Source organism: Saccharibacillus kuerlensis DSM 22868 (assembly GCF_000378145.1).
GTDB lineage: Bacteria > Bacillota > Bacilli > Paenibacillales > Paenibacillaceae > Saccharibacillus > Saccharibacillus kuerlensis.
This window is the reverse complement of record NZ_KB899278.1, coordinates 83,738-105,830: the sequence shown is the minus strand read 5'-3', so window position 1 is coordinate 105,830 and position 22,093 is coordinate 83,738. Positions and strand designations below refer to the sequence as shown.

Below are 22,093 nucleotides of genomic sequence, written 5' to 3'. Positions count from 1 at the left end.
ACCGTTTGTTCGGCATTTGTAAAATAAAGGATAGAATTGCCGCTATTCGAGATTGGCATGTTTGCCATACATCCGTCCGCTGTCCAGTCCGCGCCGCTGCATTAACCGCAGAACGGAAGCGTCGTAGAACAGCAGCAGGGTCTGCTCAAAGAGTGAACCCATCGGCTGAATCGTCTCGTAATCGTCGTTCTCCCGGGACTTGGAAGCGCCGGGCAGGCGGACGATGAGCGATGCCAGACTGGCCAGCGTCGAATCCGGTTTCAAGGTGACAACGGCGACCTCTGCACCGAGTTCACGAGCTTTCTCGGCCATCGGTACCAATGTCCGAGTCTCGCCCGATCCTGATCCGATAACGAGGAGATCGCCTGGTCCAATACCGGGCGTTGCCGTTTCGCCTACCACATGGGCGGCGCTGCCGCTGTGCATCAAGCGCATAGCCAGCGCTTTAGACATCAGCCCGGAGCGTCCGGCTCCGGCGGTAAACACGTTTGCCGCACGGTCTAGCGCTTCGGCAAAAGCTTCCGCCTGCGCTGGATCGATGCCGCGTACGGATTCGGCCAGCTCTGCGGCAATCCGTGCAGCATAGTCCGCCGTGCCTGTGAGGGCGGAAGGTTGGCTGCTCATAATCTTAGACCTGTACTGAAGCGGAGCCTTCTTGAATGAGACGGCGCATTTCGGCAGCTGTGCCCGCTTTATCGTCTTGGCTTGCAATACCGCCGCCGACGATCACCAGATCCGGTTGAGCAGAGATAACGCCTGGCAGCGTATCCAGCTTGATACCGCCAGCTACAGCCGTCTTCGCATTCTTCACTACGGACTTGATCGTCTGAAGATCTTCGAACGGACTTTGGCCTTCGGCCTGCAGATCGTAACCGGTGTGCACGCAGATGTAATCTACGCCAAGAGCGTCGACCTGAGCAGCGCGTTCTGCCAAGTTAGGCACGTTGATCATATCGATCAGAATTTGCGTACCGTGCTTTTTCGCTTCTTCTACCGCGCCGCGGATTGTCGAATCGTTGGAAGCGCCGAGAACGGTCACGATGCTTGCACCGGCTTCGCTTGCTTTCATGACTTCATAACCGCCCGCATCCATAACCTTCAAGTCGGCGAGAACGTCGAGTTTCGGGAAAGCTTCTTTCAGTGCTTTGACAGCGTGGAGACCTTCGTTAATTACGATCGGCGTTCCGATTTCAACCACATCTACATATTCTTGTACTTCCGAGACAATATCGATCGCGCCCTGAATATCGACCAAATCCAATGCCAATTGCAATTTCATATTCAAACACTCCTTATCGGGTAAGTTGGATTAGCGAGCGGCGTTTTGAACTGCAAGCATTCGGACCGAACCGAACACTTCGCCGCTGCACTTTCTATACTTATTGTAAGCCGCTTTCCATAGAATAAGAAGAAGGCACTTCAAAGTGGCGAAGTTACCCCGAGTATACTATTGGGCGGGGCGCGGGTTTGAAAAACCCAGTATGCTTAAAGTTTGTACTTTCTTTGCAGGGAGGTACGTATCTAATGTATACTATTGAGGTGTGAACAAGAAAATGAAGCTTAAGATAGATAGGGAAATGAATGGAATATAAACGGGATTGATCGGTAGATCAGAACCGCCAGAAACAGATAAGCGGAGGGATAGGGCGATGGCGAGCGAAGTAAAAGAACGAATCGACTTACAGGCGATCAACTGCGAGAAGGAATTGACGCTGGCCGTTATCGGCGGTAAGTGGAAATTGATTATTTTGTGGCATCTGGGCCTTGAAGGAACAAAAAGGTTCAGTGAATTGAAAAAGCTGATTCCGAATATTACTCAGAAAATGCTGACCAATCAACTGCGCGAGCTGGAAGAAGATCTGCTTGTGCACCGCGAAGTGTATCGGGAAGTGCCGCCTAAAGTCGAATATTCGCTTACCGCTTATGGAGAGAGTCTCACTCCGGTGCTGCGGATGATGTATGACTGGGGCAAGAAATACGGTGAAGAAGTCATCTGGAACACATCGGACAAAGAAGAAAATGGGCTGAAGGAAGAGAAAGAGCCTAAAGATTAACTATAAACAAAAGCGAAAAAAGCGGCTTATACGTAAATCAAGCGTTCCTTCGGGAGCGCTTTTTTGTGTTTTTGATTGCCTAAGACTCTGGGACATTGCAATTGCAAAAGCGAGGCCTTTTTACTCATTTTCTGGAAATTTCGTTTCAAAAGGCAGCTAATAGGATAAACTGTAGAAGTAAGTTCAGAACCGATATTTAAAAACGGTCATTTGGTCAGGGTATATTTTTAAATGATTTCAAGAATGCTTTATTTGGAAGGAAGGGGACAAAACATGGCGACAAAAGAAACGATGATTCCTCAGCCTAAAACGTTCGGTCCACTCGGCAATCTGCCGCTGGTCGATACGAAGGCTCCGGTACAATCACTGATGAAGCTGGCGGAGGAACAAGGTCCAATTTTTAGAATGGATCTTCCTGGACGCCCCAACAACTTGTACATTTCGGGTCGTGAGCTGGTGGAAGATGCCTGTGATGAATCCCGGTTTGAGAAAAATGTTTGGGCACCGCTGCAGAAAGTTCGCTCTTTTTCGGGGGATGGTTTATTCACGAGCTGGACGGAAGAGCCCAACTGGCGCAAAGCGCACAATATTCTAATGCCGAGCTTCAGCCAGCGGGCGATGATCGGTTATCATGACATGATGGTCGATATTGCAATGCAGCTTGTGCAGAAATGGGCACGGCTGAATCCGGATGAATTTGTAGATGTACCGGAAGATATGACTCGTCTGACGCTGGATACGATTGGACTGTGCGGCTTCCATTACCGATTCAACAGCTTCTACCGCGAATCCAACCACCCGTTCGTCGAGGCGATGACGCGCTCGCTGGACGAGTCGATGAGCCAACTGCAGCGTCTCGGCGTGCACAATAAGATCATGGTTGGCAAAAAGGCGCAGATGCAGCGAGATATTGATTATATGTTTTCGCTGGTGGACAAGATCGTCAAGGAACGCCGAGAGCGCGGGGATCAAGGCGAGAATGATCTGCTGAACAATATGTTGAGCGGAGAGGACTCGGATTCGGGCGAATCGCTGTCGGACGAGAACATTCGCTACCAGATCATTACATTCCTGATTGCCGGACACGAGACGACAAGCGGACTGCTGTCGTTCGCCCTGTATTTCCTGCTGCATAACCCGGACAAGTTGAAGAAGGCGCAGGAAGAAGTCGACCGTGTTCTGACCGATGCCGCGCCGACCTACAAGCAGGTTCGCGAGATGAAGTATATTCGAATGATTTTGAACGAGACGCTCCGTTTATGGCCGACTGCGCCTGCCTTTTCGCTGCGTGCCAAAGAAGATACGCTGCTGGCCGGACGCTATCCGATGGCAAAAGGCGAAGCAGTTAATGTACTGATTCCGGTTCTGCACCGTGATCGAAGCGCCTGGGGCGACGAAGTCGAAGCTTTCCGTCCGGAGCGATTCGAAGATCCATCCCAGGTACCGAACGATGCCTACAAGCCGTTCGGTAATGGACAGCGGGCCTGCATTGGTCAGCAGTTTGCAATGCATGAAGCGACGCTGGTGCTCGGTACGCTGCTTCGGTATTTCGATATCGTTGATGGCGCGAATTACGAACTGAAGATCAAGGAGACGCTCACACTGAAGCCGGACGGATTTACGATGCAGGTGCGTCCGAGAGCGAACGCTCCTATGGCAGCATCTCCATTCCCGGGGTCGGGAACCGCAGTCGCAGAAGCCGAACCGAAGAAAAATGAGATCGAAGTGGATCGGCACGAGACGCCTCTGACCATTCTCTACGGTTCGAACCTCGGAACGGCGGAAGGGATTGCGCATGAGCTGGCGGAAGAAGGAGAACAGCTTGGTTTCCGGGCGGAAGTATCCAAGATGGACAATGGAACCAACAATCTGCCGAAGGAGGGGCTGCTGCTCGTCGTGACCGCTTCGTACAACGGCAAGCCGCCGTCCAATGCCGGACAATTTACCGACTGGCTGGATCAGGCGGAGAGTGGATCGGCGAACGGTTTGCACTACGCTGTATTCGGCTGCGGGGACCGCAATTGGGCGAATACGTACCAGCGCATTCCGCGTCAGGTGGACGATGCGCTGGAGCGTCTTGGTGGACAGCGTGTTCTGGATCGCGGCGAAGGCGACGCCAATGACGATTTCGAACATATGCTGGATGAGTGGAAAGGCCAGCTGTGGCCAGCCGCGCTGAAGAAGTTGAACATCGAAGCTTCGATGTCGGAAGCGGCGCAGGGGACGCCGACCGGTATTTCCGTCGAATTCGTCGACGGAGTCCAGGTACATTCGCCACTGGCCGATACGTACGGTGCGGTGCCGATGAAAATTGTGCGCGGTATTGAACTGCAGCTGCCGGAAGGCGGACGCAGTACCCGGCATATTGAACTCGAAGTGCCGGCCGGAGCTTCGTACAAGGAAGGCGATCATCTGGGCGTGCTGCCTCGCAATCCGCGAAGTCTTGTCGACCGGGTGCTGGCACGCTTTGGGCTGCAGGGGGATGCTCGCGTGCAGCTTCAGGGCAGCGGCCGCGCTGCAGCACATCTGCCGCTGGGTCGTCCGGTGGAACTTCGCGAACTGCTGACCGGCAGCGTGGAGCTGCAGGAACCGGCCAGCCGGGCACAGCTTAAGGAGCTTGCGGAGGTGACTGTCTGTCCGCCTCACAAAGTTGAGATTGAAGAGCTGATGAAGGACGAAGACATTTATAAGCGGGAAGTGCTGTTCAAGCGGCTGACTATGCTGGATATTCTCGAAAAATACCGCGCCTGCGAAATGGAATTCAAGCGTTTCTTGACGCTGCTTCCTCCGCTCAAGCCGCGCTACTATTCGATATCCAGTTCGCCGAAGCTGGATCCGGACAAGCTCAGCCTGACGGTAGCCGTGGTACGCGGTCCTGCCCGCAGCGGACGCGGCGAATATGCCGGCGTCGCTTCGAACTATCTGGCCGAACTTCCCGAAGGTGCGGAGATTTCTGCCTTTATCCGCGATCCGCAGAGCGGCTTTACGCTTCCGGAAGATCCGCAGACACCAATCATCATGGTCGGTCCCGGAACAGGACTGGCGCCATTCCGCGGATTTCTGCAGGCTTGCCGCGTCATGAAAGAGCAGGGGGTCGAACTCGGTGAAGCCCAGCTGTACTTCGGCTGCCGCAGCCCGGAGACGGACTTCTTGTACAGGGACGAACTGGAAGCTTATGCGGCCGAAGGTGTCGTACATTTGCATACCGCTTTTTCCCGGGTAGAAGGCCAGCCGAAGACTTATGTTCAGCATCGAATGGCGGAAAACACGAACGAAGTGATCCGTCTGCTGGATGAAGGCGGCATCTTCTATGTTTGCGGTGACGGCGTACAGATGGCGCCTGATGTCGAAGAAACGCTTCGCCGTGCTTACCGCGATGTGCATAATGCCAATGAAGAAGAGTCCCAACATTGGTTGGATGAATTGCAGGAGAACGGCCGCTACGTCAAAGACGTCTGGACCGGCATTTAATCCTTTCTTTCAGATACAGCATATGTCTCGCAAAAAGAAGGCACGGCCAATTGGCCGGGCCTTCTTTTTGCGAGACAGTCTAAAGTATCTAGAAGCGAGAAGGCGGAGAGAGAAATTCAGTGAAGGAACGATAGTGTTCGCCTTTGAAATCGAGAAAATTCCACTAAAATTTAAATCTATTTCTCGATTTCAACACGCGACCGAAACGAATTTCTCTCGGAGCCGGCTCGCTTCCCCGCCTACGTAACTTTCGAGAGCAGCCAGAAGGCCCGGCCTACTGGCCGGGCCCTTTTCTAAAAAGATTCAATTTGCCGCGCTTCAGATCGAATAGACAAGTCCCTGCTCCAAAAATTTCATTTTGCCTATGCGTCCCTCGAACTCATCCCGATTATCCGCATAGTGCATCAGCTGCGTCATTTCCTGTATGTCTTCGGGAAGCGACAGCAGTTCATCCAGTGTCGTATGTACAGCGCCTGGACCTTCCAGCTGGACTTCGTGGAAGATGCGGCGAACTCCGCGGTCGCGGACCAGGGTCATCAGCAGCTCACGATCGAATGTCATGTCGGCACTGTAGAACACGTCGCGATTTAGAATCAGCGAATAACTGTTTTTGCCCTCAATATGTTGGGTATGTACCAGTTCGACACACAGATTTGGTGCGATCTCCTGTACATCACCTGTGTGCAGTGTTCGTACGTCGAATGCGTCCTCAAGCTTTTCGATTCCTTCCTGCGTCATGCCACCTGACAGCGTATTGTTCCAAAGCGGAGCGGCGAGCGTATCAGCCAAGTACAGTACCGGACGGCGCCCGTGCTTAAACTTCATTTGAAAGCCGTATTCTTCCAGGCCGCCCACATGATCTCCGTGCATATGGGTAACAAGCACTGCGTCTAACTCTTCCATACCGATATCCAGCTGATACAGCGCCATAGGCGCGGTAATGCCGCAGTCGATCAGCAGCTTGAAGCCATCCTGCTCAATGAGCGCATTGTTGTTAAAATACTTTTTGGCAAAGGCGCTGCCTGTTCCGATCATTTGCAGATTCATCGATATTTCCTCCGTTTCGATCGCCGGCAGATCGGCGTTTGGGTGCTTCGCTGCGCCGCGTTTTTTCTTCCGCATTATTATGGCCGATTTTCATTTCCGAATCAACAAAGGCACCGCAACTTGACAGCGTAGGGAGAGTATAGATATATGAGAACGGCCTTTTACAAAAAGGCCTGTAAGCTGTACAGAGGGGTTTGTCCGGCTTACAAGATCCAGATTATACAGAGAGGATGACGCCCGAACATGAGGTGGAAAAGAATAGCGGTCTGTGCGCTGGCCCTGTCGCTGCTTAGCGGCTCCGCTGCGTTTGCCGATTCGGCGTTTCAAAAGATCAGGGTTTTAATTAATGGGAGTGCAGTAAGCAGCGGCGGCTACTTGATCGACGGTACGACCTATGTGCCGGTACGTGAATTCGACGGTCTGGCCGAATACAACGATAATACCAAGACGGTTACTTTTACCCGGCCCAATGTCGATATTTTCCTCTTCAAAGGAGATACGCCGTTTGGAAACGTCAGTGTAGGAAAATTGAAATTCTACATCTTTTCCCAGATCGACAGCCTGAATACCGATATTAATGCGGTAAAAGTATCTATTCGTAATCCTTCGGGGGAAGTTAGAGATATTCAGTCTCAAGAGCTGAAATCCCGTAAAGATAATTTCTGGTTCAAGACGTACGATTTTACATACGACTTTAACCGGACCGGCAAATATTACGTTGAATTTTATATTAGAAAAGGCAATACCGCATATACTAAAGTAGCGCAAAAAGCGATCACCGCAGTTGACTAAAAGGCAGTGCAGCGATCAAATTGACCTCTGACGGGCGAAGTGGTAGGATAAGCTGTGTCTATTAAATTCAGGGCGTCTGCGCAAGCTTGCGTATACGCTGTAAGAAACGGGGTTTTACCACAATGAGCGAACACGAACATAAACACAACCATGAGCATGGTGAAGATTGCGGATGCGGTCATGATCATAGCCAAGAAGAAGAAATTGTAGTTGCATTCAGCGATGAAGAAGGTAACGAGAAAGAAATGGTACTCGTACAAACTTTCGATGTAGGCGAAGATGTCTATGCATTGCTGCTTGAACGCAACAACCCGGAAGCCGACGGCTTTATTCTGCGTCTCGAAGAAGAAGACGGCGAGACTGTTCTCGTCAACATCGAGGATGAAGCGGAATGGGCGAAAGTCGAAGCAGCCTACAATGAACTCGTCGCTTCACAAGGCGAAGAAGAGTAATAGAGGCGCGGCATACCCCTAGGGAAGCCGCCCCAAGCAAGAAGCGGATGTTCTCGCAAGAGAGCATCCGCTTTTTGCTTTGCATCCGGCGAAATGTGAATCGCCAGGAATATGTCGTGCCGGACTTAAGGAGTTCGGCAGGTCGATCGGCCGCAGAGAGATGGGCGGACATGAAAAAACGACCGCTTTCGCGGCCGTTTTTAGTAAAGTAATCTGCAAAGGCAGGCCCTGCAGAATTCAGATGTGTTCGATTGGTGTTACCGGATCGCGCCCGGCTCCACAATGACTTTGACATACTGTACCGAGCGATCTTCCGGCCCTTTGACAGGAAGACCAACTTCAACATGATCGGTAATGTAGTCAATGTTGTCCTGCGAGATAACTTCGCCCGGCAGCAGAATTGGAATGCCTGGCGGGTACACGTAGATGAATTCGGCAATGATGCGATCTGCGGAATCTTTGAATGGAATCGACTCCGTCTCGCCGTAGAAAGCATCGCGCGGAAGCAAAGCGAGATGCGGAATGTCTGGGATTTTGACGACCAGTTCCTTTACTTCTTTGCCCTGCGGAAGAAACTCTTGTGACATATCGCGCAGCGCATTTAGCAGAATATGAATGGTCTCCTCATTGTCGCCAGCCGTAATCAGGCAGAGGATATTGTACATATCGCTCATTTCGACTTCAATATTGTAATTGTCGCGCAGCCAGTTCTCGGCTTCGTAACCGGTAATGCCAAGACGTCTGACCTGAACCGTGATTTTGGTCGGATCGTAGTCGAACGTTGCTTCGCTTCCGAGAATTTCTTCACCGAAGCAGTACAGTCCGTCGATCTGATTGATTGCGCTTCGCGTGTAATCGGCAAAGTTAAGCGCGCGTTCGGCCATGGCGAAGCCATTCAGCGCAAGCTGGCGGCGAGCCGTATCGAGCGAGGCGAGCAGAATATAGGAGGTGGACGTTGTCGTCAGCATACTAATGACCGTCTGCACTCTTTTTGGATTGATGTAGCCGTTCTTCGTATTGACGTTCAGGACCGAGCTCTGCGTCATCGAACCGCCCAACTTGTGGACGCTGGTCGCGGCCATATCAGCACCGGCCTGCATAGCCGACAGCGGAAGCTGATCATGGAAATGAATCAGAACGCCGTGCGCTTCGTCGACCAGCACAGGTACGCCGTAGCTGTGCGAAAGAGCGACGATCTGCTGCAGATCCGCACATACGCCGTAGTACGTCGGGTTAATGACAAGCAGCGCTTTGGCATCGGTATGCAGTTTCAACGCTTTTTTCACTGCGGAAACGGTAATGCCATGATCGATTCCGAGATTCGCATCGCGTTCTGGTGCAATAAATACCGGTTTCGCTCCCGCGTAGATAATCGCGCCAAGAATCGATTTGTGCACATTGCGCGGGACAATGATTTTGTCGCCTGGTCCGCAGACGGACAGGATCATCGTAATGATCGCGCTGCTTGTGCCTTGAACAGAGAAGAAGGTATGCGTAGCGCCGAAAGCATCGGCGGCGAGTTGCTGAGCTTCTTCGATCACACCCATCGGCTGATGCAGATCGTCGAGAGGGGCGATGTTGATCAAGTCTATGGAAAGGGCGTTATCCCCAATAAACTCACGAAATTCCGGATCGGTACCCATTCCTTTCTTATGACCTGGAATGTGAAACTGTACCGGATTTTGGTCCGCATGGCGCTTAAGCGCAGTGAAGAGCGGAGTACGAGCATGATCCATTAGGGCTGTCACAACCTTTCGTGTGCGTAAAGTAGTTGATCACTGATAAAAAAATCAAACAAACTGAGTATAGCAAAATGAGGGAGGATTGCAAGAAAGCAATTTTTCGAAATCAACATGCAGGGGAAAGAAAAGGATAAACGTCTATTATACCGGAAATGCAGAGATATGAGAAGGAAATGGCTCTATGAATTGTAAAAGAGGATCAAGTTGTTAGACTTCCTGCGAGATTACCCGATATAATAACAGAATGGAATAAGCAATAATAAAGACCTAATAATCTTATAGAGATAAAATCTGCATCGTTAGGATGCGGAATGTGGAGAGGCCTGCTGCGAGGACATCGCAAGCGGCCCGAAAGGGGCATGATTATGAACAAGCGGTTGATCGGTTCCAAGCCGACATCGCGGCTTTTTTCCGTGTTTACGTGTTTGTGGATCATTGTATTTTTGACTGAATTTGTGAAGGGAGCGCTGCTTGTTACAGTGCTGCCCGTTTACATGAACGATACGCTGGGACTTCCTGCGCTGACAATTAGTCTCGCCTTCTCGCTGCAGTATATAGGCGACAATCTGCTGCGCAGTCCGACGGGATGGCTGGCGGAGCATGTAGGTCTGCGATGGACGATCGTCGGCGGCCTGCTGCTGTCGTGGGCAGCTGTAGGTGTGATCGCTTTTTCAATGACTGGCGTTTCACTTATTGCCGCTTGTACGCTGCTCGGTATCGGTACGGCGCCGATCTGGCCGGTCGTGATGAGTACGATCAGTATCGAAGCCGAACTGAACGGAGGAACCGGAGCCAAGATGGGGAGTATCCAGATTGCGACCTTGGCCGGAACCGGAGCGGGACCGCTCATCTCCAATCTGCTGGTGGGCAATTCGTATCAGATCGTCTTCTGGGTACTGTTCAGTGTCATGGCACTTGTAACGGCCGCTGCGCTGCTGCTGCCGCTCCGAATGATGACAACGCTGACGCCAAAGGTTGTCCGCCGCTCGCATTCGGGCTTCCCGTTCCCGAAAAGGATTCGCCGCGTCGTCAAGCGTCATACGGTCCGCTCGGTGTATTCCGTACGAAAAGTGTTCCGTGCGCTCCAGGCGCTCAAGCTGACGCCGCTGCTGTATCCGGCCATGTTCCTGCAGTCGTTCGCGATCGGCATTTTGACCCCCGTCATTTCGGTTTATATCCGTAACGAACTGGGCATGTCTCCAGGCCAGTTCAATATGCTGCTGATCATTGGCGGAGGTGTGGCCGTCGTAGGCATGATTCCGGCAGGTCGCCTTGTCGACAAATTCGGCACACGCTGGTTCCTGCATATTGGATTTTTGTTAGCCGTTATCGCGCTGTGCGGTTTGGCCTCGACGCATGAGATGACCTTTGTCTGGTGCTTCATTCTGACCGCAGGCGTAGGCTTCGCCATGATTCTGCCCGCATGGAATACACTGCTGGCCGAATTGGTGCCGGAAAAAGAACGCGGTGCAATCTGGGGCGTGTTCCTGACGCTGCAGGGCGTAGGAACCGTTGTCGGGCCTCTGGCCGGCGGCTGGACCTGGGATACTTTCGGACCGCAGGCACCCTTCTGGGCCAGTGCCATCTCGATGGCACTGCTGTTGATTATTCATGCACCTATGGCCTGGTCATCACGCCGCCGGGCACGGGCCGTCTAAGATTTACAAACGAATTCTGTCAGCCGTCCGCTTCCGGACGGCTTTTTGGCGTTCTATGGATGTTGGTCCTTCGCTGTCGCTCAAGAACCGTCAAAACGGTTAAAGAATGAAGGTGTGCTTTTTTTTGCGAAAAAGCAAATCAATCGGACGGCAGGAGGAATCAGTCATGGAGCTTAATTTGAAAAATAAAGTAGTCATTGTAACGGGTGCAAGCTCCGGTATCGGCCTGGCGACCGCAAAGCTTTTCCTGGAAGAGGGTGCGAAGGTAGTCGGCGTCAGCCGTCATCCCGCAAAGATTCGTGAACTTGGCGATGCAGACACTGTGTTGGCTGTGGAAGCCGATCTGAGTACGGCCGAAGGACCGAAGCAGCTGGTTGCCGCGGCAATCGAGAAATTCGGACGCCTTGATATTCTGATCAATAATGCCGGAATTTCGCACTCGCGGCTGGACGGCTTTCTCGGCACGACAGACGAGCAGTGGGAAGAGACGTATCTGAACAACCTGATGAGCATGGTGCGTACTTCAAGAGCAGCTATTTCGCATATGATGGAGCAGGGCAAAGGCGTAATCATCAGTGTGGCGTCTGAAGATGCGCGGCAGCCGCAGCCGATGTCTGTCGACTATTCGGCATTCAAGGCCGGAGTGCTTAGTGTCGGCAAGGCGCTGTCGCTTGAATTCGGAGAACAGGGCATTCGGGTCAATACCGTATCGCCGGGTCCGACCCATACGAATATTTGGGATCAGCCGGGCGGGATGATCGACGCGATCTCCGAGAAGTTCGGCAGGCCCAAAAACGAAGTCATTGATTTCTTTGTCGACGAAGTACGGGAGCTGCCGGTGGGCCGGATCGGCCAGCCGGAAGATATCGCATCCATGATCGTGTTCCTGTCTTCCGACCGGGCGGAGTATGCATTTGGCGCGGAGTATCCGGTCAACGGCGGTTCTTTTAAAGGGATGTAAGCGGGCTGAGACAGGGGCGTTCGAATAAATGGATAGACGGCATAGAGATTGAAGAATACAAGACGCATACAAGTAGGCGTATACAAATGAACGCCTACAAACTGAACGCATACCAAAAGGCCGCTATCTTCGCAGCTGTGCAGCCTATGCGAAGATAGCGGCTGAGATCATCGAGTCAAAATGATCGGTCCGATGGTCAAAATGCCATTTTGTACAGCGGAAGCAGCGTCTCGAACGTTTCTTCCACAGTCCGAATCAGCGTGTCTCCGTCTTGGAGAAGCGGATCGTCCTTTTGCAGGAAACGTCCACAGAGTACTTCGGATTTTTTTACAGTACCGAGCCGTTGGGCGATCGTTTGCAGACCGTCCGGACCGAGTTCCGAATGTTTCGTGCCGCCCGGTTTCATATGGTCGACCGACCAATAGAACTGCTCTCGCAGCTCGTCCGGAACAAGATTCATTACGCTAATTTCATTCTTCTTAAGCGACTCGGCCAATGTTGTCTTGTTCGGACTTTCATAGATAACGGCCATCACAATGAACAGGTAATCGGCGAACATGCCTACCTGAAAATGCGGCAGTGCTTTGTAACCCCGTTTGCTGGATGCCCAAGCTACCCAGGTATCATTAGGCGGATGCACGGTGCGCCGGGCATGCTTGGCAACGTGTGGGAACATCTCTTCGCCGCACTGTGCGGACAGGAACGGAGCGATCGTCCGGCCCAGCTCCTCAAGCTTCGGACGTACATTGGCGATCAGAGCATTCATACGCGGCTCAAGGCCCTCTATTTCAAATACGGCAAAATCTTTTTCGTCAAAACCGCGGAATTCCATGTTGATGTTTGTGCTCCTTTCAGAAACTGATTCCTCGTATAATCTTCAAGCGACTCAACGAGCATTATAGCATACGGTTAGAGGGGTTCGACATGAAGGGAAGATGAAGGCTAATCCCGAGGACTTCACTTTACTAAACAAAACGAGTACAATGAAAATTATTGAAACCCTATTTCATACGCAAAGGATGGAGAACCTAAAATGTCGAAACAGCAAATTGGCGTGGTCGGCCTTGCCGTCATGGGCAAAAATCTGGCACTCAATATCGAAAGCAAAGGTTTTACCGTCTCGGTATACAACCGCTCCCCGCAGAAGACTCATGATTTGCTTGAGGAAGCAAAAGGGAAAAATCTCGTAGGTACGTTCTCGGTGGAAGAATTCGTTCAATCTCTCGAAGTACCGCGTAAGATCCTGATCATGGTTCAAGCAGGTCCTGCAACGGACGCGACGATCGAGCAGTTGATTCCGTTCCTGGATCAGGGCGATATTATCATCGACGGCGGCAACGCCTACTTCCCTGACACACAGCGCCGCAGCGAAGAACTTGAAGCCAAAGGCTTCCGTTTCGTCGGCACAGGCGTATCGGGCGGCGAAGAAGGCGCGCTGAAAGGCCCTTCAATCATGCCAGGCGGACCGAAAAGTGCATACGAGTTAGTTGAGCCAATCTTGACAGCAATCTCGGCTAAAGTGGACGGCGACGCTTGCTGCACATACATCGGACCTGGCGGTGCAGGCCACTACGTCAAGATGGTGCACAACGGTATCGAGTACGGCGACATGCAGCTGATCGGTGAAGCTTACCACCTTCTCAAAGACGTGGTTGGCGCTGATACAGACGAACTGCACCAAATCTTCAGCGAATGGAACAAGGGCGAACTCGACAGCTACCTGATCGAGATCACGACCGACATTTTCTCGCAAAAAGATCCGGAAACCGGCAAGCCGATGGTCGATGTTATTCTTGACGCTGCAGGCCAAAAGGGTACAGGTAAATGGACCAGCCAAAGCGCGCTCGATCTGGGCGTTCCGCTGTCCATGATTACGGAATCCGTATTTGCACGCTTCCTGTCCGCAATGAAAGAAGAGCGCGTTGCGGCAAGCAAAGTGCTGAGCGGACCGAAAAACGAAGCATTCTCCGGTGACCGTGCGGAATTTATCGAAAACGTGCGCAGAGCGCTGTTCGCAAGTAAAATCGTATCGTACGCTCAAGGCTTCGCGCAGATGCGCGCCGCTTCCGACGAGTACGGCTGGGATCTGCAGTACGGCAACATCGCCATGATCTTCCGCGGCGGCTGCATTATCCGTTCGCAGTTCCTGCAAAACATCAAGGATGCTTACGAGCGCGATGGTCAACTGGCCAACCTGCTGCTCGACGAGTACTTCAAGAACGTCATTGAGAACTACCAAGAATCGTGGCGTAAAGTAATTGCTGCGGCTGTAACTAACGGTATCCCGGTTCCAGGCTTCTCCAGTGCACTGGCATACTACGACAGCTACCGTACAGAGCGTCTGCCGGCGAACCTGCTGCAAGCGCAGCGCGACTACTTCGGCGCACACACGTTCAAACGTGTAGACAAAGAAGGATCGTTCCACCACGAGTGGCTGGATCTGGACAACGGCACACTGGATCTGCCGGACGTCAAAAATCAATAATCCGAAAATATTCGGATATACAAAAGCGGCGGAAGCCGTCCTTCGGGACGTGTTTTCGCCGCTTTTTTCTTCATAAGAATCTAATTAATTTAACGCTTTACAGCGTCTAATTATTGAACAGGAATAAATGAGCATGTATAATAAGCATATTGGGTACAGCGAATATAACGGACAGGCGAGGTATCGCATGGGAAAGACGACCTTTTTGAGACAAAAAAAGGAGCCAAACGGCTCCTTTTATCGAATTATTCTTCGTCTTCATACCAAGCGATCATACCGCCGGTCATGTTGACGACGTTGTCGAACCCGGACTGCTCTAGATATTCACAAGCACGTTCGCTGCGATAACCGCTGCGGCAGATAAACACCGTCTCACGGTCTTGATCGATTTCGTCCAGACGTCCGGCCAGCTGACCGAGCGGAATATGAACGGCGCCGGGGATCATGCCCTGGGCGACTTCTTCCGGTTCACGTACGTCAATCATCAGCGGGGCATTGCCCTGTTCGATTCGTTCGCGAAGTTCCGAAGGTTCAATTTGTGCAATAGGATTCATGGACTTCCTGCCTTTCGGTTGGGATGATACCATGATAGCGAACAGGAAAAACTTGTGTCAAATTTAAAATAGGAAAAGCATCGGCTTGGAGGAGAAAATTATGGACGTAATCGTTAAACGTACGGAGAAATTGGAAGGAACGATTGAGGCGCTGTCTTCCAAAAACTATACGACCCGTTACCTGCTCGCCGCAGCTTTGGCTGACGGAACAAGCGTCGTACGTTTTCCGGCACACAGCGAAGACAGCGATGCGATGCGCCGCTGCATCGCAGGATTGGGCGCAGAACTTGAAGAAGATGACGAGAAGATCGTAATCAAAGGATTTGGTCGTTATCCGAAAAAACAGGCGGAACTGAACGTCGGCAATGCAGGAGCCGTGCTGCGATTCCTGTTGGCCGTCTCGGCGCTGTCAGAAGAGGTACACTTTGTAAACACCTATCCCGATTCGCTCGGCAAGAGACCGCATGACGATCTGATCGATGCGCTGCAGCAAATGGGTGCGCAGATCGACCATAACGGCGGCCGACTGCCGATTACGGTCAGAGGACCGGTCAAGGGCGGCCGTGTAACGGTATCGGGTGAAGTCAGCTCACAGTATTTAAGTGCACTGCTGTTTCTGACGCCGCTGCTGGAAGAAGACAGTGAGATCGTCGTTACGGGCGATCTGAAGTCAAAAGTTGTGGTAGGGCAGACGCTGGAGGTGTTGGAACAGGCCGGGATCCGTATCGAATCGAATGCCGATTATTCGCTGTTCCGCGTACCGGGCGGCCAAGCCTATAGAGCGGGAGAATATTCGGTACAGGGCGACTACCCGGGTTCGGCGGCCATCTTGTCCGCAGCTGCTGTGCTCCCGTCCGATGTAACCGTTCGGCGTCTTGCCGTTCACAGTAAGCAGGGCGAACGTGCTGTCGTCGATGTGCTAAAAATGATGAAAGCGCCACTGACGCATGAGAATGATACTGCCGTTGTACAGGGTACGGGAGAGCTGCAGGCTGTCGAGTTTGACGGCGATGCTGCGACCGATGCGGTATTAGCTATGGTTGCAGCAGCCGTATTTGCCGAAGGGACATCGCGTTTCTATAATGTAGAGAATCTTCGTTATAAGGAATGTGATCGCATTACGGATTATTTGGCAGAGCTGCGCAAAGCAGGAGCGGACGTGGAAGAGAAGCGCGACGAAATTATCGTGCATGGGCGACCACAGGGCGTTGCGGGAGGCGTACGCATCGATTCGCATTACGATCATCGCGTCATTATGGCCCTTACGATTGTCGGATTGCGGGCGGACGAGCCGATTACAATTACCGATGCGCATCATGTGGCCAAATCGTATCCTGGATTTTTCGACGATATGAAAGCGCTTGGAGCAAACGTGGAATGGGTAAAAGAATAGACAGAAGTGTATTCGAGATCGAGGAGGAGAACCCCATGGCTTTTCAGAATCCAAGCCGGGACGAAATTGGCAAACTGCTCGAAGCGGCAGGCAACATTGCCGTTGTCGGACTATCCGACAAGCCCGACCGGACATCTCATATGGTGTCACAGGCCATGCAGCTGCGCGGATATCGGATTATCCCGGTGAACCCGACAGCCGCAGGTCAGGAGATTCTTGGTGAGACCTGCTATGCTTCGCTGGCCGACGTGCCGGAGCCGATCGATATCGTCGACGTATTCCGCCGCAGCGAATTTTGCGCCGACGTGGCGCGTGAAGCCGCTGCCGTCGGTGCCAAGACCCTGTGGCTTCAGTCCGGCATCTACAGTGATGAAGCTGCGGAGATTGCGAGCGAAGCCGGCCTTACCGTCATTATGGACCGCTGCATCAAAGTCGAAGATGCTGTAACGGGTGCCGGTTCGCGTCGTTGATGTGACTCACCGTTTTTCTTACGTGATCTAGTTATTCATGATCTGGCCTGAAGAGGTACTCTGTCTATGTAAGAAGACAGAGTACCTCTTTTTATATCCTTCCTCAGTCCTTTCCCCGCGCTGTTTATTCGCTAGGCGAAGTGAAGCTTTTTCCTATTTGAAGGAAGAGCCTCGCTTCTATGTAGGAAGCGTTCCGATTTATATGTAAGCTGCCTCAGGCAGAGGGGAACGTTCAGTGTAGGAGCCCAGGCGTTCGCCTTTGCATTCGGGAAGCTTCCTCTTCATCCGATTCAGGCTTCCCGAATGCAACACGCGACCGAAAAGAACGTTCCCCGCCGCGATCAAGGCTTTTCCATCGAACGGGACCTTCAACTAGCAAGGCTCTTGCCGTATAGGAAAAAGCCTCTTCACCGCGTAAAAAACAAAGCAAATTCTTTGACAAACTTTCCGTCAAAGCTTAACATTTGAAGGAAGAGAGGAGAGGGACGTCTTTGAATTGGTTAGGTTCGCTTCAACAGCTTGGCCGGGCCGTGATGATCCCGACAATGGTCCTGCCCGCAGCGGCCATTCTGCTCAGCGCGGGCAGTCTTCCCTGGGGGTCATGGGGGCTTCCAGGCGTATCCGAAGCGTTAAATGTGGCGGGATCGGGCGTATTGCTCTATCTGCCTTATATATTCGCCGTAGGGGTAGCATTGGGACTTGCCAATCAGGCCGGTTACGCCGGATTGGCGGCGCTTATGGGTATGACCATCTATGAACAGGTAATCGAACACTTTGCAAGCGGACAGATTCAGCCGACGACTCTGATCGGTATTTTGCTCGGAGCGATTGCAGGTGCACTGTACAACCGCTTCAAAGATTTCAAACTTCCGGAAACGATCCAATTCTTCGGCGGATCGCGCTTCGTTCTGCTCTTTATGGGCCTGCTGTCGGCTTTGTTCGCCTTTGCCATGCTGGCAGTAGGGCCAATATTGCAGGCCATAATCAACTGGATGAGTCTGGAAGTCGAGGCAATGGGCGGATTTGGACTATTTGTATACGGCATCTTGTATCGTGTGCTGTCGGCCTTTGGCCTGCATCATTTGCTGAACAATGTCGTCTGGTTTCAGTTCGGTTCCTTTGAAACGGCATCAGGAACGATTGTCCAGGGCGATCTGCCTCGATTCTTCGCCGGAGATCCCACTGCAGGCGTGTTCATGGCGGGGCTCTTCCCAATCATGATGTTTGCACTGCCTGCAACGGCAATGGCCGTCATTCACGAAGCCCGCGAAGACTTGAAACCTAAGGTACGTAAGACATTTGTCCGAGCTGCACTTGTCTGCCTGCTGACTGGCGTATCGGAGCAGATCGAATTTGCCTTCCTGTTCGCATCGCCGTTTCTGTTCGCATTGCATTCGGTGCTTGCAGGCTTCGCGATGTGGCTGACGTATGCGCTGGATATTCATCACGGCTTTTCTTATTCGGCCGGCTTGATTGACTTCGTGCTGAACTTTCACCTGTCGAGCAACGGTTGGAAACTGATTCCGATCGGTATTATATACGGGCTCGGTTATTACATTCTGTTTCGCTGGGCCATTCGCAAATTCCAAATTCCGACACCTGGACGCGAAGAAGGATCGATGCTGGAAGATTGGGCCGGTAATATTCCTTATCGTGCACCTCTCATTCTTCAAGCATTGGGTGGGAGAGATAACATCGTTCAGGTACAGGCATGCATCACCCGGCTGCGCTTGACGGTTGCCAATGACCGGAAAATTGATGGTCATGCGCTCAAATCACTGGGATCGGCGGGGTTAATCCGGCTTGGAGGAGGCAATGTACAGGTCGTCTTTGGGACATACTCCGAGCTGATCCGCGAAGAGATCAACAAGCTGATCGACCGCGAGCTGGATCATGTACTGTTCTCTTCGCCGGTTCATGGACGGATGATTCAGCTCGAGGATGTTCCTGATCAAATTTTTGCGAAAAAGTTGGTCGGGGACGGCGTAGCGTTCATTCCGGAGAAAAACGAGTTGGTATCGCCGGTAGCAGGTACGGTGATTCATGTGTATCCTACTCAGCATGCGCTGGGTATCCGAACCAACGAGAAAATCGACGTTCTGCTGCATGTTGGCATTGATACGTCGCATCTTGAAGGCGCATTTGAAGCGTTTATCAAGGAAGGAGACATCGTTGAACCTGGACAGCTGCTGATCCGCTTCGATCTGCCGCTGCTTAAAGAAAAAGCGAAGTCGTTGGCGACTCCGATGTTGATTACGAATCCGGATCGTGTACGCTCCTGGAGCTTCGCCCCGTTCAAGGGGGTCAAAAAAGGACAAGCATCGGTGATGTCGGTCGTACTTTATGACAAAGATACGAATTCGAAATAGAGAATACGGATAGGAAAATGCTGCACACCCGATTTTTTCGCTGCGGATCAGTCGGGATCGAATCAAAGACAGAGAGACAGGAGGGGGAGTGCGATGATTACCTGTATCGGGGCCGCACCCGGAATTGCGATCGGAAGAGCTTTCGTTCTGCCGACATGGGAATGGGACGTGCCGGACCAGAAGATGGATGTCGTCGATTTGACGCGTGAATTCGAACGTTTGACCGAAGGAATCCGGACGTCCCGCTGCGAGATTGAAGACATGAAAAAGGAAGTCAAAGAAATGGTGGGTCCGGAAGAATCAAGCATCTTCGACGCTCATCTCGCCATTCTTGAAGATCCGGTATTCATGAGCGAAATTCGGGGCATTATTGAACGTCAGTACAAAGCGGCGGAGGTAGCCGTTAAGGAAGCGATCGACCACTTTGTTACCATGTTCGATCTGTTGGATGACGAGTATATGAAAGAAAGGGCGGCTGACATCAAAGATGTGGGTAACCGTCTACTTAAGCATCTGCTGGGTGCGCCGGAGATCAAGCTGCCGTCCGATACTCAACCGTATATTTTGGTTGCCAAGGAACTTTCGCCTTCCCAACTGGTGCATCTCAATCCGCAGCATGTACTCGGAATCGTTACAATGGTAGGCGGAAAAACATCGCATTCGGCTATCATGTCTAGAGCTATGGGTATTCCGCTTGTAGCGGGACTTGAGAGCAAGCGGGAGGAGCCTTTTCAGACCGGCGAGCTGCTCGTCATTGATGGAGACGAAGGAGTACTCTTTGTCGATCCTGATGAAGAAACGATGCGAATCTACGAGGAGAAGCGGCAGCGGCTGCAGCGCAAGAAGGAGCAGTTGCAGCTGTTGGCCGAAGTCGAGCCAGTTACAAGAGACGGGGAACAGCTGATGCTTGCGGCGAATATCAGCTCGTTGAAAGAACTGGAGACAGCGATGAAGCATGGCGCTCAGGGTGTGGGGCTGTTCCGCACGGAATTCCTTTTCATGGACCGTTCGGAGTTCCCTAGTGAAGAGGAGCAGTTCGATGTATACCGCCGTATTGCGGAGCGGGCGAGCGGGCATCCCGTCGTTATTCGTACACTTGATATTGGCGGAGACAAACCGCTGGATTATCTTGCGCTGCCGGAAGAAGACAATCCGTTTCTTGGTTATCGGGCTATTCGGATCAGTCTGGACCATCATGATCTGTTTCTGACTCAGCTTCGTGCCATTTTGCGTGCCAGCGCTTTTGGTGATGTACGAGTAATGTATCCGATGATCTCTTCCGTGGACGAGGTGCACCAGGCGAAAAAGCTTCTGCTTAAGGCGATGCGCCAGCTCGACGATCGGGGAGAAGCATATCGTTCGGATCTTCCGGTCGGTATTATGATTGAAGTTCCGGCGGCAGCCGCGATTGCCGACCTGCTGGCCGAAGAAGTCGATTTCTTCAGCATTGGTACGAACGATCTGGTTCAATACGTATTGGCGGTCGACCGAATGAACGAACAGATTGCCCACATGTATCATCCATATCATCCGGCTGTTCTGCGTATGCTGCGAATGACCGCTAACGCCGCACATGACCGAGGCATTGAAGTGAGTGTCTGCGGTGAATTGGCAGGCGACGAACGAGCCATTCCATTATGGCTGGAACTTGGAGTCGGCAAGCTTAGTATGTCGCCGCAGTCTCTGCTCAGAGTAAAGCATCGTGTACTGAACACGACGGCTTCATTGGCGAGAGAGACCGGTAAAGACTGCTTCAGGCTCAGCCGTTCGGGCGATATTGAGAGACTGCTGTCCGAGTTTGTGGCGCCTGTAGTATAGAGGAATCCATAAAACAAAAAGCCAAATAAACAGGCAACTAGAGATAAAAGACTAGAGATAAAAGATAAGAAATAAGAGATAAATAAAAAGCAAAAAAAGGTTCCGAGGCTGTCAATAAGCTTCGGAACCTTTTTTGTATACTGCAAAAAAAGAGCCCAATTTATTCAGATCTTCCAGACCTAGTTCTGTCTGTTATGAATTGGCCTACGATTTTGCCGCTAGTGCGTCGCAGAAAGCGAGGCCGTAAGGCGGCAGATCCGGCGGTCTGCGTGCAGAGATAATGTGACCATCGACAACGACCGGCTCATCTTTCCAGATGGCTCCTGCATTTTCCATATCGTCACGAATTCCCGGCGTGGAGGTTACGGTGACACCTTCCAGAATACGTGCGGAAACCAGTACCCATCCGGCATGACAGATTTGTCCAATCGGTTTCTTCGCCTCATGCATTTCGCGAACCAGCTCAAGAACTTTCGGATAACGGCGCAGCTTATCGGGTGCCCAGCCGCCAGGTACGAGAATACCGTCATAATCGGCGCTGTTCAATTCATCGAAAGCATACTCGGCTTGTGCAGGAACACCGTATTTGCCGGTATACGACTTGCCTTTTTCCGCTCCAGCCAAATGAACTTCCGCTCCTTCTTCGCGTACCCGGTAGACCGGGTACCAAAGCTCGAGATCTTCGAATTCTTCATCCACCAACGCAATCACTTTTTTACCGTCGAGTCGCATGTTCACCGTTCCTTTCCTATGTTCATTAGTTAACGTCTATTATTGTAACAGGACAACGGTACGGTCGCAAAAGACGAAACAGAGGTTTTTTTGTT

Annotated in this window: 18 protein-coding genes; 11 read left to right on the top strand and 7 right to left on the bottom strand. The window is 51.9% G+C overall.

Going from position 1 to position 22,093, the window contains the following annotated elements; translation table 11 throughout:
- Window positions 1-42 precede the first annotated feature (42 nt).
- Window positions 43-624 (bottom strand): 6-phospho-3-hexuloisomerase, encoded by a 582-nt coding sequence (gene hxlB / locus F456_RS0103405; protein WP_018975604.1) that lies wholly within the window; start codon window positions 622-624, stop codon window positions 43-45.
- A 4-nt stretch (window positions 625-628) separates the two neighbouring features.
- Window positions 629-1,279, bottom strand: a complete 651-nt coding sequence (hxlA, locus tag F456_RS0103400; RefSeq protein WP_018975603.1) for a 3-hexulose-6-phosphate synthase — start codon at window positions 1,277-1,279, stop codon at window positions 629-631.
- Window positions 1,280-1,649: 370 nt separating this feature from the next.
- Between hxlA and F456_RS0103395 the strand changes: the two genes are divergently transcribed.
- Entirely contained in the window at window positions 1,650-2,054 is a 405-nt protein-coding gene (locus F456_RS0103395) for a winged helix-turn-helix transcriptional regulator (protein WP_018975602.1), read from the top strand.
- A 273-nt stretch (window positions 2,055-2,327) separates the two neighbouring features.
- A complete protein-coding gene (locus F456_RS0103390; RefSeq protein ID WP_018975601.1) occupies window positions 2,328-5,525 on the top strand; it encodes a bifunctional cytochrome P450/NADPH--P450 reductase in 3,198 nt (1,065 codons plus the stop codon).
- A gap of 318 nt (window positions 5,526-5,843) precedes the next feature.
- On the opposite strand, the gene F456_RS0103385 is transcribed toward F456_RS0103390, so the two are convergent.
- Entirely contained in the window at window positions 5,844-6,572 is a 729-nt protein-coding gene (locus tag F456_RS0103385; protein ID WP_040924931.1) for an MBL fold metallo-hydrolase, read from the bottom strand.
- 243 nt (window positions 6,573-6,815) lie between these two features.
- Here F456_RS0103385 and F456_RS0103380 point away from each other — a divergent pair, with 243 nt between their 5' ends.
- On the top strand, window positions 6,816-7,364 hold the full coding sequence (locus F456_RS0103380) for a stalk domain-containing protein (RefSeq protein ID WP_018975599.1): 549 nt from the start codon (window positions 6,816-6,818) through the stop codon (window positions 7,362-7,364).
- A gap of 122 nt (window positions 7,365-7,486) precedes the next feature.
- Window positions 7,487-7,816: a DUF1292 domain-containing protein gene (locus tag F456_RS0103375; protein ID WP_018975598.1), complete on the top strand. Its 330-nt coding sequence runs from the start codon at window positions 7,487-7,489 to the stop codon at window positions 7,814-7,816.
- Between the two features lie 257 nt (window positions 7,817-8,073).
- Here F456_RS0103375 and F456_RS0103370 read toward each other — a convergent pair whose 3' ends face one another.
- Window positions 8,074-9,552, bottom strand: a complete 1,479-nt coding sequence (locus F456_RS0103370; protein WP_018975597.1) for an aminotransferase class I/II-fold pyridoxal phosphate-dependent enzyme — start codon at window positions 9,550-9,552, stop codon at window positions 8,074-8,076.
- Window positions 9,553-9,923: 371 nt separating this feature from the next.
- Between F456_RS0103370 and F456_RS0103365 the strand changes: the two genes are divergently transcribed.
- Entirely contained in the window at window positions 9,924-11,216 is a 1,293-nt protein-coding gene (locus tag F456_RS0103365; RefSeq protein WP_018975596.1) for an MFS transporter, read from the top strand.
- Window positions 11,217-11,382: 166 nt separating this feature from the next.
- Window positions 11,383-12,177, top strand: coding sequence for an SDR family NAD(P)-dependent oxidoreductase (locus F456_RS0103360; RefSeq protein ID WP_018975595.1), 795 nt, complete (start codon window positions 11,383-11,385; stop codon window positions 12,175-12,177).
- A gap of 196 nt (window positions 12,178-12,373) precedes the next feature.
- Here the strand turns inward: F456_RS0103360 and F456_RS0103355 are convergent, their stop codons facing one another.
- A complete protein-coding gene (locus tag F456_RS0103355) occupies window positions 12,374-13,009 on the bottom strand; it encodes a YktB family protein (RefSeq protein WP_018975594.1) in 636 nt (211 codons plus the stop codon).
- Between the two features lie 201 nt (window positions 13,010-13,210).
- On the opposite strand from F456_RS0103355, the gene gndA reads away from it, so the two are divergent.
- Entirely contained in the window at window positions 13,211-14,662 is a 1,452-nt protein-coding gene (gndA, locus tag F456_RS0103350; RefSeq protein ID WP_018975593.1) for an NADP-dependent phosphogluconate dehydrogenase, read from the top strand.
- Between the two features lie 245 nt (window positions 14,663-14,907).
- Here gndA and F456_RS0103345 read toward each other — a convergent pair whose 3' ends face one another.
- A complete protein-coding gene (locus tag F456_RS0103345) occupies window positions 14,908-15,216 on the bottom strand; it encodes a rhodanese-like domain-containing protein (protein ID WP_018975592.1) in 309 nt (102 codons plus the stop codon).
- Between the two features lie 100 nt (window positions 15,217-15,316).
- Here F456_RS0103345 and aroA point away from each other — a divergent pair, with 100 nt between their 5' ends.
- The 4 genes from aroA to ptsP all read left to right on the top strand — a co-directional run bounded on the left by aroA (window position 15,317) and on the right by ptsP (window position 21,266).
- Window positions 15,317-16,609, top strand: a complete 1,293-nt coding sequence (aroA, locus tag F456_RS0103340; RefSeq protein ID WP_018975591.1) for a 3-phosphoshikimate 1-carboxyvinyltransferase — start codon at window positions 15,317-15,319, stop codon at window positions 16,607-16,609.
- 35 nt (window positions 16,610-16,644) lie between these two features.
- The gene (locus tag F456_RS0103335; protein WP_018975590.1) at window positions 16,645-17,079 is read left to right on the top strand and encodes a CoA-binding protein; all 435 of its coding nucleotides are present in this window, start codon (window positions 16,645-16,647) and stop codon (window positions 17,077-17,079) included.
- 491 nt (window positions 17,080-17,570) lie between these two features.
- Window positions 17,571-19,448 carry a glucose PTS transporter subunit IIA gene (locus F456_RS0103325; protein WP_018975588.1) on the top strand — a complete coding sequence of 626 codons (1,878 nt, stop codon included), beginning with the start codon at window positions 17,571-17,573 and terminating at the stop codon, window positions 19,446-19,448.
- 93 nt (window positions 19,449-19,541) lie between these two features.
- Window positions 19,542-21,266 (top strand): phosphoenolpyruvate--protein phosphotransferase, encoded by a 1,725-nt coding sequence (gene ptsP / locus F456_RS0103320; protein ID WP_018975587.1) that lies wholly within the window; start codon window positions 19,542-19,544, stop codon window positions 21,264-21,266.
- A 204-nt stretch (window positions 21,267-21,470) separates the two neighbouring features.
- On the opposite strand, the gene F456_RS0103315 is transcribed toward ptsP, so the two are convergent.
- The gene (locus F456_RS0103315; RefSeq protein WP_018975586.1) at window positions 21,471-21,998 is read right to left on the bottom strand and encodes a type 1 glutamine amidotransferase domain-containing protein; all 528 of its coding nucleotides are present in this window, start codon (window positions 21,996-21,998) and stop codon (window positions 21,471-21,473) included.
- Window positions 21,999-22,093 lie beyond the last annotated feature (95 nt).